This window comes from Terrabacter aerolatus, assembly GCF_007991735.1.
GTDB lineage: Bacteria > Actinomycetota > Actinomycetes > Actinomycetales > Dermatophilaceae > Terrabacter > Terrabacter aerolatus.
Genome location: NZ_BJYX01000028.1, coordinates 1 through 12,328 on the forward strand (window position 1 = coordinate 1; position 12,328 = coordinate 12,328).

Consider the following 12,328-nt stretch of genomic DNA (forward strand, 5'->3'; position numbering starts at 1 on the left):
CGTCGAGGCCACGTCGAGGCCACGTCGAGGCCACGTCGAGGCCACGTCGAGGCCACGTCGAGGCCACGTCGAGGCCACGTCGAGGCCACGTCGGACGTCGCGGAGCGGTTAGCCTGCCACCTGTGACGGCGAACGCGCGCAGCACCCCCGCCCCCTACCGCGGGTACGCGGCGCAGGAGTCGGTGACGGGTGAGGGTGTGGCCCTCGAGCTCCCGGTCGCCAACCTCGGATCCCGCCTCGTCTCGGGGTCGGTCGACCTCGTCGTCTACGGGCTCACCACCTGGGGCCTCGTCGAGCTGGCAGCGAGCCTCACCGAGCAGTCGTCGGATGCCGTGAGGCGCACGGCGCTCATCGTCGTCGTCGTCGGGGTGCTCGTCGGGGTGCCGGCCACCCTCGAGGCCCTGACGCGCGGTCGTACCCTCGGCAAGCTCGTCATGGGCCTGCGGGTCGTGCGTGACGACGGGGGACCGGTGTCGTCACGGCACACGCTGACCCGGGCACTGGTCGGGTGGCCCGAGATCTACCTGTCCTCCGGGATGGTGGCCGTCATCGCGGCGCTCTCGAGCTCACGCGTCAAGCGCCTCGGCGACCAGGCGGCCGGGACGTACGTCGTCTCCGAGCGCAGTCGTCTCAAGCTGGCACCGCCGCCTGAGATGCCGGTCGAGCTGGAGGAGTGGGCGGCCCGTGCCGACATCGCGCCGCTCGCCCCGGACCTCTCGGCCGCGCTGCGCCAGTTCATCCCGCGTGCGGCCACCTTCGCGCCCGTGGCCCGTGAGGCACACGGCCGTCAGCTGCTCGAACGGGTGCTCGTGTCGGTGGCTCCGCTGCCGCCACCGGGACACCACCCGGAGACCGTCCTGCGAGCGGTCGCCGCCGAGAGGTACCGGCGCGACCTCCTCCGCATCGCCCGCGACCAGCGGGTGCGCGAGGCGGTCCTGCCCCGGGAGGGCTAGGCCGGAGGGCTGCCGGGACCCACCCGTCCGTCGCGAGGTCGGGCTGTGGTCACGCGGTCGGCCCGTGGTGGCCGTCACGCGGTCGGAGTGTGCCAGCGGGTGTGCCCCGGGTGCATACTGGCCGTACGTGCTCCGGGGTCGGTGTAATTCCGAGCCGGCGGTGACAGTCCGCGACCCGACCGCATCCAGCGGCCGGTTGACCTGGTGAAACTCCGGGACCGACGGTGAAAGTCCGGATGGGAGGCAGCACGAAACAGGCCGTCGTGGCCTGGGCCGTCGGCGTCGTCCGCCCGGCCCTGACCACGTGGGCGTGTGGAGACACCCCGGAGTTCGTCCGCGCAACGACGAACGACCAAGGACGAACACCACATGCAGGCTCTAGCTCTGGCCGACCAGACGAAGAACGTCTTCCAGCAGGCCATCGACGCCACGATCCCCATCGGCTCCTACCAGCTGCACTGGCTCGAGCTCATCGGTGTCCTCATCGGGCTCGCCTCCGCCTACCTCGGCATGCGCCGCTGGGTCTGGGCGTGGCCCGTGGGGATCCTCGCCAACATCATGCTGTTCTTCGTCTACCTCGGCGCCGTCTTCGGTGCCGACGAGCGCATCCCGCTCTTCGGGCAGGCCGGCCGCCAGGTCTTCTTCATCGTCACGAGCGTGTACGGCTGGTGGCGCTGGTCGCAGGTGCGCCGGCTCAACCATGCGGGCGACTCGAGCGGTGTCGCGATCACGCCGCGGTGGGCCACGAGCCGTGAGCGCGTCGCCGTCGTCGTCTTCTGGCTGGTCGGCACGGTCGTCGTCCACCAGGTCTTCGTGTGGCTGTGGAACCTCTCGCCGAACCCGTACTTCACGCCGCAGTGGTGGTTCTACTGGTGCGACGCGTGGATCTTCGTCGGCTCCATCGTCGCGACCTACGCCATGGCGCGCGGCTGGAACGAGTTCTGGCTCGCTTGGATCGCCGTCGACCTCGTCGGCGTGCCGTTCGCCTTCGCGACCGACTACGTCCCGACGGGGGTGCTCTACACGTTCTACGGCCTCTTCGTCCTCTACGGCTTCACCCAGTGGGTCAAGATCTCGCGGGCGAGCGTGCCCGACGTCGAGCCCCAGCTCACCGGCACGTCGAGCTGACCCGTGGGTGCCACGGCAGCCCCCGCCTGGATGCGACGAGCTCTCCAGCTCGCCGCAGCCGGCCCGTGGCCCGACCCGAACCCGCGGGTCGGGTGCGTCGTCGTCGCGCCCGACGGCACCGTCGTCGGGGAGGGCTTCCACCATGGCGCCGGGACGCCGCACGCGGAGGTCGAGGCGTTGCGTGAGGCGGGTGACGCCGCACGTGGGGCGACCGCCTACGTCACGCTCGAGCCCTGCTCGCACACGGGCCGCACCGGGCCGTGCGCGGACGCCTTGGCCGACGCGGGTGTCGCCCGCGTGGTGTTCGCGCAGTCCGACCCCAACCCGGACGCCGCGGGTGGGGCCGAGCGGTTGCATGCCGCGGGGGTGCACGTCACCGGGGGCGTGCTGGCCGACGAGGCTGCGGCGCTCAACGAACGTTGGGCGCGGACCGTCGACCTCGGCCGCCCCCTGGTGACGTGGAAGCTCGCGACCACCCTCGACGGTCGGAGCGCCGCCGCCGACGGCAGCAGCCAGTGGATCACCGGCGAGGCCGCTCGCGCCGACGTCCACCTGCTTCGGGCCACCCGTGACGCCGTCCTCGTCGGCACCGGCACCGTCCTCGACGACGACCCCCGCCTGACGGTGCGTATGCCGGACGGCGCGCTCGCGCCGGACCAGCCCCTCCGCGCCGTGATGGGGTTGCGCGAGGTCCCGTCGGCGGCTCGTCTCCACGACGCGCCCGGCGCCGTCGTGCACCTCGAGACACGCGAGCCTCGAGAGGCCCTGGAGCTGTTGTGGCGCAAGGGCGTTCGCGACGTGTGGCTCGAAGGCGGACCGACGCTCGCCGGGGCCTTTCTGCGCGCCGGGCTCGTCGACGACGTCTACGCCTATGTCGCACCCGCGCTGCTCGGTGCGGGCCGGGCGGCGGTCGCCGACCTGGGCATCCGGTCCATCTCGGACGTCCGCCGTCTTGAGCTCGTCGACGTGGCCGTCGTCGGGGGAGACGTGCGCATCCATGCGGTCGCGGCGGCCGGACCCGTCGCGACGGCGGCGACCGTCCGGCACGACGCCGACGTCACGACCACCGACCTCCACGCACCCGCACAACCCTGAGGAGACAGACATGTTCACCGGAATCGTCGAGGAGCTGGGCACGGTCGCGCGCGTCGAGCTCGGGGCCGAGTCGGCCGTGCTGCGCATCGAGGGGCCCCTCGTCGTCAGCGATGCCACGCACGGCGCCTCGATCTCCGTCAACGGCGTCTGCCTCACCGTCACCGAGCACGACGCCTCGGGCTTCACCGTCGACGTCATGGCCGAGACGCTCGCCCGGAGCAGCCTGGGCGCGCTCGCGCCCGGCGACCGCGTCAACCTCGAACGCGCGATGCCGGCCGACGGGCGGTTCGGCGGACACGTCGTCCAAGGTCACGTCGACGGAACCGCCACCATCACGGCTCGTACGCCCGGGGACCATTGGGAGACGGTCGACTTCACGCTCCCGGCCGGCCTCGCGGCATACGTCGTCGAGAAGGGCTCGATCACCGTCGACGGTGTCTCCCTCACCGTTGCCCACGTCGGCGACGACGCGTTCGGCGTCTCGCTGATCCCCACCACCCTCGACCTGACGACCTTGGGGCACAAGGGAGTCGGCGATGTCGTCAACCTCGAGGTCGACGTCATCGCCAAGTACGTGGAGCGTCTGCTCACCCACCGGCAGGAGGTCACGTCATGACCACCCTCTCGACCGTGGAGGCCGCCCTGGAGGCACTCCAGGCCGGTCGCCCCGTGCTCGTCCTCGACGACGAGCAGCGTGAGAACGAGGGCGACCTCGTCCTCGCCGCCGAGACCGCCACCGAGGACTGGATGGCGTGGACGGTCCGCCACTCGTCCGGCTACCTCTGCGCGCCGATGCCCGACGAGGTCGCCGACCGGCTCGCGCTGCCGCTCATGGTCGCCGAGAACCGCGACCCGCTGCGCACGGCATACACCGTGTCGGTCGACGCGGCCACGGGAGTCACGACCGGCATCAGTGCCGCTGACCGCCTGCGCACCGTCCAGGTGCTCGCCGACGTCGACTCCACGCCGGCCGACCTCATCCGCCCCGGGCACGTCCTGCCGCTGCGTGCCCGCGCCGGAGGGGTGCTGACCCGCCCCGGTCACACCGAGGCCGCCGTCGACCTGACCCGCCTGGCCGGCCTGTCACCCGTCGGCGTCATCGGTGAGCTCGTCCACGACGACGGGACGATGATGCGCTTCGACGCGGTCGTCGCGCTCGGGCGCGAGTTCGGCCTTCCGGTCATCACCATCGAGCAGCTCGTCGACCACCGCCAGCGCCTCGACCGGGTCGAGCGTCTCGCGACGACCCGCATCCCGACGGTCCACGGCACGTTCACCGCCCACGCCTACCGCGACACCCTGACCGGCGACGAGCACGTCGCCCTCGTCAGCCCGCGCGGCCTGCAGGGGCGGGGCGGGACCGGTCCGGTCCTGACCCGGCTGCACTCCGAGTGCCTGACCGGCGACGCGTTCGGATCGCTGCGCTGCGACTGCGGGCCCCAGCTGCAGGCGTCACTCGCCCGCGTCGGCCGCGACGGTGGTGTCGTCGTCTACCTCGGCGGCCACGAGGGCCGTGGCGTCGGCCTCGTCGACAAGTTGCGCGCCTACTCCCAGCAGGACCGCGGCGCGGACACCGTCGATGCCCAGACCGCCCTCGGGCTGCCCGTCGACGCGCGCGAGTACGCCGCCGGGGCCGCGATCCTGCACGACCTCGGCGCGAGCCAGGTCGTGCTCCTGACGAACAACCCCGACAAGGTCTCGGCCCTGCGTCACCTCGGTCTCGACGTCGTCGCGGTCGAGCGGCTGCACGGACCGGTCGGCGAGGACAACGAGCAGTACCTCACGACCAAGCGCGAGCGCCTCGGTCACGACATCCCGGTCACGAGCGACCGGCGCAGCGGCAAGGAGACGGCATGAAGCACGGCGCCCCCACCCTCACCACCGACGGGAGCGGCCTGCGGGTCGCGGTCGTCGCCGCGAGCTGGCACGAGCAGGTCATGGAGGGACTGCTCGACGGCGCGCGGCGCGGGCTCGCCGACGCAGGCGTGACCGAGGTCGACGTCGTCCGGGTGCCCGGCACGTTCGAGCTGCCGGTCGCGTGCGCCAGCCTCGCGAGCCGCTACGACGCGCTCGTCGCCCTCGGCGTCGTCATCCGGGGCGGCACCCCGCACTTCGACTACGTCTGCCAGGCGGCGGCGGTCGGCATCACCGAGGTCTCCGTCCGCGCGGCCACGCCGGTCGGCTTCGGAGTCCTGACGTGCGACGACGAGGCCCAGGCGATCGACCGTGCGGGACTGCCGGGTTCGGCGGAGGACAAGGGCCACGAGGCCGCGACGGCCGCCGTCGCGACCGTCGTCGCCCTGCGCGGCCTCGCCACGTCGTGAGCACCGTCAGGACAGGTGCCGCCCGGCCCGTAGGCTGGGGCACCGTGAAGAGCTTTGAGCAGCTGTATGCCGAGCTGGCCGAGAAGGCGCAGACGCGACCCGAGGGTTCGGGCACCGTCGCGCAGCTCGACGCCGGCGTCCACGCGATCGGCAAGAAGATCGTCGAGGAGGCGGCCGAGGTCTGGATGGCCGCCGAGTACCAGTCGACCGACGAGGCCGCCGAGGAGATCAGCCAGCTCCTCTACCATCTGCAGGTCCTCATGCTCGCCAAGGGCATCTCGCTCGACGACGTCTACTCCCACCTCTGAGGACCTCGACCGCCATGCTGCGAATCGCCGTGCCCAACAAGGGCTCCCTGTCCGACGCGACCGTCGACCTGCTGCGCGAGGCGGGCTACCGCACGCGACGTGACAGCAAGGAGCTCGTCGTCTCGGACGCCGAGAACGACGTCGAGTTCTTCTACCTGCGTCCGCGTGACATCGCCGTCTACGTCGGCTCCGGCACGGTCGACGCGGGGGTCACCGGTCGCGACCTCCTCCTCGACTCGGGCTCCGGGGCCGTCGAGGTCATGCAGCTCGGTTTCGGCGCCTCGACCTTCCGGTATGCCGGCAAGCCGGGTCAGGTCGCCACCGTCGAGGACATCGAGGGCAAGCGCGTCGCGACCTCGTATGCCGGCCTCGTCCGCTCGGACCTCGCGGCCCGTGGCCTGACGGCCGAGGTCGTGCGCCTCGACGGCGCCGTCGAGACCGCGATCACGCTGGGCGTGGCCGACTGCATCGCCGACGTCGTCGAGACGGGTACCACCCTGCGCCAACAGGGCCTCGAGGTCTTCGGTGAGCCGATCCTGCGGTCCGAGGCCGTGCTCATCCGGGGCGACCGTCCCGGCGAGGACCAGGCCATCGAGGTGCTCCAGCGCCGCATCGCGGGGGTCATCACGGCGCGCACCTACGTCATGCTCGACTACGACTGCCCCAAGGACCTCGTCGACCGGGCCTGCGAGCTGACGCCGGGACTCGAGTCCCCGACGGTCTCCTCGCTGCAGGACGACGCGTGGGTGGCCGTGCGGGCGATGGTGCCGCGTCTGGGCCGCAACCGGCTCATGGACGAGCTCTACGACCTCGGGGCGCGGGCCATCCTCGTCACCGACATCGCAGCCTGCCGGCTGTGACGGGCCAGGGGGATGGCATGACGCCGGAGCCCGGTGCGCACGCCCGGACCGATCCGGGCTCGGACGCCTTCGCGCCGTTCCGCCCCCGGCGTGGCCGCACGGTGGCGCTCGGTGTCGTGTGGGCCTCACTCGTCGTCTTCGGCCTCATCGCGGTCGTCATGCCGACCCAGGTCGACGGCCGTTGGGGGCTCGGCGACCGGCTGATGTTCTTCGGCATCGGTGTCGCCGTCGCCCTCATCGCCTGGCGCTACGCCTCGATCGTCGCCGTCCCCAGCCGTTCCGGCCTCGTCGTGCGCAACCTCGTGCTGACCCGCACCCTCGTCTGGCCCGAGGTCGTCGGCATCCAGTTCGGTGGTGGTGAGCCGTGGGTCACGCTCGACCTCGAGGACGGCGACTCCGTCGCGGTCATGGCCATCCAGAAGGCCGACGGCGCGGTGTCGGGCCGGGAGGCCTCACGCCTCGCTGCCCTCGTCCAGGCCTTCGGCGAGGCCCGCGAGCCCGACCGGCCGCAGGGACCCGCATGACCGTGGAGCCGACGCCCGACCGGATGCGGCACGCGCTGGGTCACTTCGCGACCGGCGTGACGATCGTGACAGGCCTCGCCGACGACGGGACGCCGGTGGGCTTCGCCTGCCAGTCCTTCGCGTCGGTCTCGCTGCACCCGCCGCTCGTGCTCTTCTGCGCCGACCATCGCGGCAGGTCCTGGCCACGCATGCGGGGGCAGGGTCGCTTCACCGTCAACGTGCTCGGTCACGACCAGCGCGACCTCATCGCCCGGTTCGGGTCGGCCGACGGGGCCCGCTTCGACGGCCTCGACTGGACCCCGTCGGAGCGCGGTGGTCCCAGCCTGCCCGGCGTCCTCGTGCGCGTGCACTGCTCGGTCGAGCAGGTGCACGTCGCAGGCGACCACGACGTCGTCGTGGGCCGGGTGCTCGACCTCGAGGACGGCGAGTCCGGACGACCGATGCTCTTCTACCGCGGCCGGCTGACCGTCACCGAGCGCCGCACGTCGTCGGCTTCGGACGAGACCGTGGGGGACTCGCCCGAGGCGATGGACGACTACTGGGGCTGAGGGCGGCCGGGGCGCGAGTCGGTGCCGCCGACGAGACCGTCCCACGACCACTTCGGCACCGTGAGCCCGTCGGGCACCTCGTCGGCAGACCCGTGGTAGGTGGCCATGTAGGCCGTCGCCCAGGTGAAGTAGCGCACGAGCGCCTCGCGCAGGTCGGGCTCGGCGTCGAGGCCCACGTCGTCCAGGGCCGACTCGAAGCACGCGACGGCCCGCTCGTCCATCTCGCGGTGCTCGCCGTTGCCCGAGTGCAGGCGCACGACGTGCGACTCGGTCGTCACCGACGCGGTGTAGAGCGCCGGGCCGCCCAACGCCTCGGCCCAGTACGCCGCCAGGCGCCGGGTGTGGTCCGGGTGGTAGCCGTGCGAGAACGCGTGCGCCACGACGGGGTCCGACAGGCTCCGCTCGTGCCAGGCGTGGGCGAGTCGCACGAGGGCGGGCAGGCCGCCGACGGCGTCGTAGATGGTCGATGCCACCGTCGCAGGCTCCCACCGGCGGCCGTCGCGGACAAGACCCCGGGGCCGACCCGCGACGTCCCGGGTCGGCCCCGTCGAACCTGGTCCGGCGCAGGCCTCAGCGGAAGTGGATGAAGTTCGACGGCCAGGAGTAGGTGCCTCGGGTCAGGATGCGCCGACCGCTCATCGAGGTGTACGTCGCCCCGAGGACGGTGCCGCCGTAGCCGCTCTCGGAGATCGCGACCGTGTTGCCGTCGGCGCTGACCCAGTCGACGTAGGCGACGTGGTTGGAGTTCCACTGCGCGATGTCGCCGACGCGGGGCCGTTGGTCGACGGCGAAACCCTTGGCGCGGGCGCTCGTGTCCCAGTCCATGGCGTTGCCGAGGTTGCCCGGGTTGCTCACGCCGTCCCGCGCGAGCCGGTAGGCGGAGAAGTTCGTGCAGTTGTTGCCCCAGGCGTCGACGGGGTAGCCCCAGGCGCGCTGGCCGTAGTAGCCGAAGCGCTCGATGCAGTTCTGGGTCGCCCGGGAGTAGCACGTCCAGCCGGCCGGTGCGGGTCCGCCGGTGATGGCCCACGTCATCGACGATCCCTGGAAGACGGCGACGTTCGCCGTGCCCAGCACGCGCACGAAGGAGCCGGCGCCGCTCGTCTGGGTCGCCCACTGGGTCACGCCGCGGCTGTTGCGCACGACGAAGTTGCCGTCGGTCTGCATCGTCGCCACGTTGCCGGCACCGCTCGTGAAGGCCGACCACTGGCGCACGCCGCCGGCCGAGTTGAGCACGAGGTTGCCGTCGGTGCGCATGAGCAGGCTCCACGCCGAGCTCGCCGAGACGATCGACTCACCCGGTCGCAGGACCTGCCCGGCGAGCATCCGGTCGTAGCGGATGCCCCGGTGGTCCCAGACCGTGGTGGTGCCCTGGCGCACCTGCAGCAGCCCGGAGTCGGTGAGGGTGAGCACCCCTCCGGTCCAGCCGTTCGTGCCGCTGGACCAGGCGACGCTACCGTCGGGGCGGGTCAGGACGGCGTTGCCGTCGGTCCGCATGCCCAGGCGGTTGCCGGCGCCGGGGGTCGCGCTCGACCAGCGGCGGGAGCCCCCTGAGGTCGCGACGACGAGGTTGCCGTCGGCCTGCATCGTGGCGACGTACGCCCCGGACGGGGACCGGAGCGCGGTGGTGGACGAGAGCACCTGGCCGGACCCGAGGGTGGCCCCGGCGGAGTACGTGAAGCCGTCGGCCCGCACGACGGTCCCGGCCCGGGTCGTGACACGGACCGCGGCCGTCCCGGTCGAGAGCCGGCCGGGGACGACGGCGGTCAGCGAGGTCGCCGAGATCCGCTTCCAGGACGTCGCCGCGACGTTGCCGATCTGCACGGCGCTCACGTCGGTGAAGGAGGTGCCGCGCAGGGTGACCACCGTGCCGCCGGCCAACGGGCCCGACGCGGGTGACACCGAGGTGACGACGGGCGGGTTCTGGTAGGTGAACCGGCTGCCCGTCACGACGGGGGAGGTGCCACCGGGAGTGACGACGCGCACGTCGACGTCCCCCTCGGCGTGGGGCGGGAGAGTGACGCGCAGCTGGGTCGCGGAGAGCCGGGTCACGCCCGTCGCGGCCACGCCACCGAAGGTCACCGACGAGACCCGGTCGTATGCCGTCCCGGTCAGGGTGATGGCATCGCCCCCCTTGGTGGGGGCCAGGGCGGGGGAGACCGAGGAGACGGTCGGGACGGCCTGGTAGGTGAACTGGCCCGCCTCGACGACGGGGGAGACCCCTCCGGGCGTGGTGACCCGGAGGTTCACCGTGCCGACGGGCCGGGCCGGGGCGGTGACCTGGAGCTGGGTGTCGGAGACGCGGACGACGGACGTGCCTGGCGAACCCCCGAAGTCCACGCCCGTGGCGAGGCCGAGCCGGGTGCCCGTGACGACCACGGTGACGCCGCCACCGAGCGGGCCGGCGGGGACCGACAGGGCCGTGACGGCGGGGACACCGACGTACGTGAAGACGCTGCGGTCGCTGTCGGGGCTCGTCCCGTTGACGTTGACGACCCGCACCGGCACGGCGCCCTCGGCCTGTGCCGGGGAGGTCACGCGCAGCGTCGTGTCGGAGACCCGGACGAGTCCGGTGCCCGGCACGGAGCCGAAGGTCACGGCGGTGGTCGCTGCGAGGTGCGTACCGGTGATCGTCACGACGGTGCCGCCCTGGAGGGGACCGGCCGTCGCGGAGAGAGAGGTGAGTGAGGGCGGGAAGCCGTAGGCGAAGCGCGTGCGGGCCCCTGGCGTCGACGTGCCACCCGGCGTCGTGACCACGACGTCGACCTGCTCGGGGACGTGGGCGGGGGTGGTGACGCGCAGGCTCGTGTCGGAGACGCGCACGAGGTTCGTCGCGGCCGCGGCGCCGAAGCGCACGGCCGTGGCGCGGGTCAGGCCGGTGCCGGTCAGGGTGACGACGGTGCCGCCGGCCGGCGGCCCGATCTGGGGGGAGAGGGCGGTGAGGGTCGGCACGGGGTCGAAGGCGAACGTCGTCACGGCGCTCTGCGGCGAGGTGCCCCAGGGGGTCGTGACGACGACACCGACGATGCCGGCCGCGTGGGCCGGCGTCGTGGCCGTGATCGTCGTGGGCGAGACCACGGTGAAGGTCGCCGGTGCGCCCCCGAAGGTCACCCGGGTCGCGCCGGTCAGGTGGAGTCCCGTGATCGACACGGCGGTGCCGCCGCGGACGGGCCCGGCCACGGTCGACAGCGCGGTCACGGCCGGCGGGGCCTGGTAGGTGAATCGCGCGACCGAGGTGGCTGCCGAGGTGCCACCCGGCGTCGTGACGCGTACGTCGACGGTGCCCATCGCCGCGGCGGGAGTCGTGACTCGCAGCGTCGTCGGTGAGACGCGGACGACGTTCGTGGTGCTCGCGGCGCCGAACTGCACGGCCGTCGCGGTGCCGAGGGCGGTGCCGGTCAGCGTGACCGTGGAGCCGCCGGCCGTGGGCCCCGCGGGGGGCGTGGCGCCGGTGACGGTCGGGACGGCCTCGTAGGAGTACGTGCTCGCGGCCGACGTGCGCGACGTGCCGGACGTCGTGCGCACCTGGACCGGAGCCGGCCCGGCCGCCCTGGCCGGCGTCGTGATCCGCAGCTGGGTGCTCGACAGCACGGTGGGACGCAGGGCCGTCCCGCCGACGGTGACGATGGCGGATCCCCGGAAGCCGGTACCGGTCACGAGGACCACGGTGCCGCCACGCACCGGTCCGGCCGTCACCGAGAGGGCCGTCACGGTCGGTGCCGAGGGCACTGACGGCACGGGCACCGCGGCATACGTGAACCGGTCGGCCGCGATGACGGCCGAGGTGCCGCCCGGGGTCGTGACCGTCACGTCGACGGTCCCCGCGGCCCGCGCCGGAGCAGTGACGCGGACCTGCGTGTCGGAGACGCGGGTCAGACCGGTCGCGAGCGTGGTGCCGAAGCGCACCGCGCTGACCCGCTGCAGGTTCGTGCCGCTGACGACGACGGTCCTGCCGCCACGCGTCGTCCCGCTGTGCGTGGACAGGTCCGAGACCGTGGGGACGGCGTCGAAGGAGAACGTCGCGCCCGGCGACACGGCCGAGGGGCCCGACGGGGTGGTGACGCGGACGTCGACGGCGCCGGCGGGGTGGGCCGGGGTGACCACCCGGACCACGGTGCTCGACACGTGCGTGACGGCGGTGACGCGGACGGTGCCGAACCAGACCGCGGTCGTGGCGCCCACGCCGGCGCCCGAGAGCTCGACGGTCGTGCCTCCACGGACGGGACCGGCCACGACCGAGAGGCTGACGGCCGTGGAGACGGCGACGGGAGTCGCGGCGGTCGGGGATGTCGGGGACGTGGGGGCCGAGGCCGCTGCGACCGGCGCGGCCGTCGCAGGCATCGCTCCGGCCAGTCCGGGCACCCCGGCGAGCAGGCCGAGCGCCACGAGCAGCGACACGATGCGCCGCAGCGAGGAGGAGTCGGCGGGACCGTCTCGGTGTGTTCGCGGGTGGGGCCCAGGCAACATACGTCGGTCTCCTTGCAGTCAGCACGTCCGGCGAGCATTCTGCACAGGCATTTCGTCCGTTGTATGCGGTTTGGACCTAATTGGGGGACAACAAGCGCCCCACCAGCCCCAGATGTGGGCGGGG

General features: G+C 73.0%; 12 protein-coding genes and 1 riboswitch. Of the genes, 10 read left to right on the forward strand and 2 right to left on the reverse strand.

Annotated elements, in window-relative coordinates:
- Window positions 1–122: 122 nt before the first annotated feature.
- The 10 genes from TAE01_RS18000 to TAE01_RS18045 all read left to right on the forward strand — a co-directional run bounded on the left by TAE01_RS18000 (window position 123) and on the right by TAE01_RS18045 (window position 7,740).
- Window positions 123–953, forward strand: a complete 831-nt coding sequence (locus TAE01_RS18000) for an RDD family protein (RefSeq protein WP_246111441.1) — start codon at window positions 123–125, stop codon at window positions 951–953.
- 124 nt (window positions 954–1,077) lie between these two features.
- Window positions 1,078–1,206: riboswitch (FMN riboswitch) on the forward strand.
- 116 nt (window positions 1,207–1,322) lie between these two features.
- Complete coding sequence (gene pnuC / locus TAE01_RS18005; protein ID WP_147068197.1) at window positions 1,323–2,081, forward strand: nicotinamide riboside transporter PnuC; 759 nt, start codon at window positions 1,323–1,325, stop codon at window positions 2,079–2,081.
- 30 nt (window positions 2,082–2,111) lie between these two features.
- A complete protein-coding gene (ribD, locus tag TAE01_RS18010; RefSeq protein WP_147068198.1) occupies window positions 2,112–3,176 on the forward strand; it encodes a bifunctional diaminohydroxyphosphoribosylaminopyrimidine deaminase/5-amino-6-(5-phosphoribosylamino)uracil reductase RibD in 1,065 nt (354 codons plus the stop codon).
- Between the two features lie 10 nt (window positions 3,177–3,186).
- Window positions 3,187–3,792: a riboflavin synthase gene (locus TAE01_RS18015; RefSeq protein WP_147068199.1), complete on the forward strand. Its 606-nt coding sequence runs from the start codon at window positions 3,187–3,189 to the stop codon at window positions 3,790–3,792.
- Window positions 3,789–5,033 carry a 3,4-dihydroxy-2-butanone-4-phosphate synthase gene (gene ribB, locus TAE01_RS18020; RefSeq protein WP_147068200.1) on the forward strand — a complete coding sequence of 415 codons (1,245 nt, stop codon included), beginning with the start codon at window positions 3,789–3,791 and terminating at the stop codon, window positions 5,031–5,033. The genes TAE01_RS18015 and ribB overlap by 4 nt, the downstream gene beginning before the upstream one ends.
- Window positions 5,030–5,500 carry a 6,7-dimethyl-8-ribityllumazine synthase gene (gene ribH / locus TAE01_RS18025; protein ID WP_147068201.1) on the forward strand — a complete coding sequence of 157 codons (471 nt, stop codon included), beginning with the start codon at window positions 5,030–5,032 and terminating at the stop codon, window positions 5,498–5,500. Before ribB ends, ribH begins: the two co-directional genes overlap by 4 nt.
- A 44-nt stretch (window positions 5,501–5,544) precedes the next feature.
- Entirely contained in the window at window positions 5,545–5,808 is a 264-nt protein-coding gene (locus tag TAE01_RS18030; RefSeq protein ID WP_147068202.1) for a phosphoribosyl-ATP diphosphatase, read from the forward strand.
- Between the two features lie 14 nt (window positions 5,809–5,822).
- Entirely contained in the window at window positions 5,823–6,668 is an 846-nt protein-coding gene (gene hisG, locus TAE01_RS18035; RefSeq protein ID WP_147068203.1) for an ATP phosphoribosyltransferase, read from the forward strand.
- A 17-nt stretch (window positions 6,669–6,685) separates the two neighbouring features.
- Window positions 6,686–7,192, forward strand: coding sequence for a PH domain-containing protein (locus TAE01_RS18040; RefSeq protein WP_147068204.1), 507 nt, complete (start codon window positions 6,686–6,688; stop codon window positions 7,190–7,192).
- Complete coding sequence (locus TAE01_RS18045) at window positions 7,189–7,740, forward strand: flavin reductase family protein (protein WP_147068205.1); 552 nt, start codon at window positions 7,189–7,191, stop codon at window positions 7,738–7,740. The genes TAE01_RS18040 and TAE01_RS18045 overlap by 4 nt, the downstream gene beginning before the upstream one ends.
- On the opposite strand, the gene TAE01_RS18050 is transcribed toward TAE01_RS18045, so the two are convergent.
- Both TAE01_RS18050 and TAE01_RS18055 read right to left on the reverse strand, forming a co-directional pair.
- Window positions 7,728–8,213 carry a group II truncated hemoglobin gene (locus TAE01_RS18050; protein ID WP_147068206.1) on the reverse strand — a complete coding sequence of 162 codons (486 nt, stop codon included), beginning with the start codon at window positions 8,211–8,213 and terminating at the stop codon, window positions 7,728–7,730. The two genes, TAE01_RS18045 and TAE01_RS18050, sit on opposite strands and share 13 nt — an antisense overlap.
- Before the next feature lie 97 nt (window positions 8,214–8,310).
- On the reverse strand, window positions 8,311–12,204 hold the full coding sequence (locus TAE01_RS18055; RefSeq protein WP_147068207.1) for an IPT/TIG domain-containing protein: 3,894 nt from the start codon (window positions 12,202–12,204) through the stop codon (window positions 8,311–8,313).
- Between the last annotated feature and the right edge of the window lie 124 nt (window positions 12,205–12,328).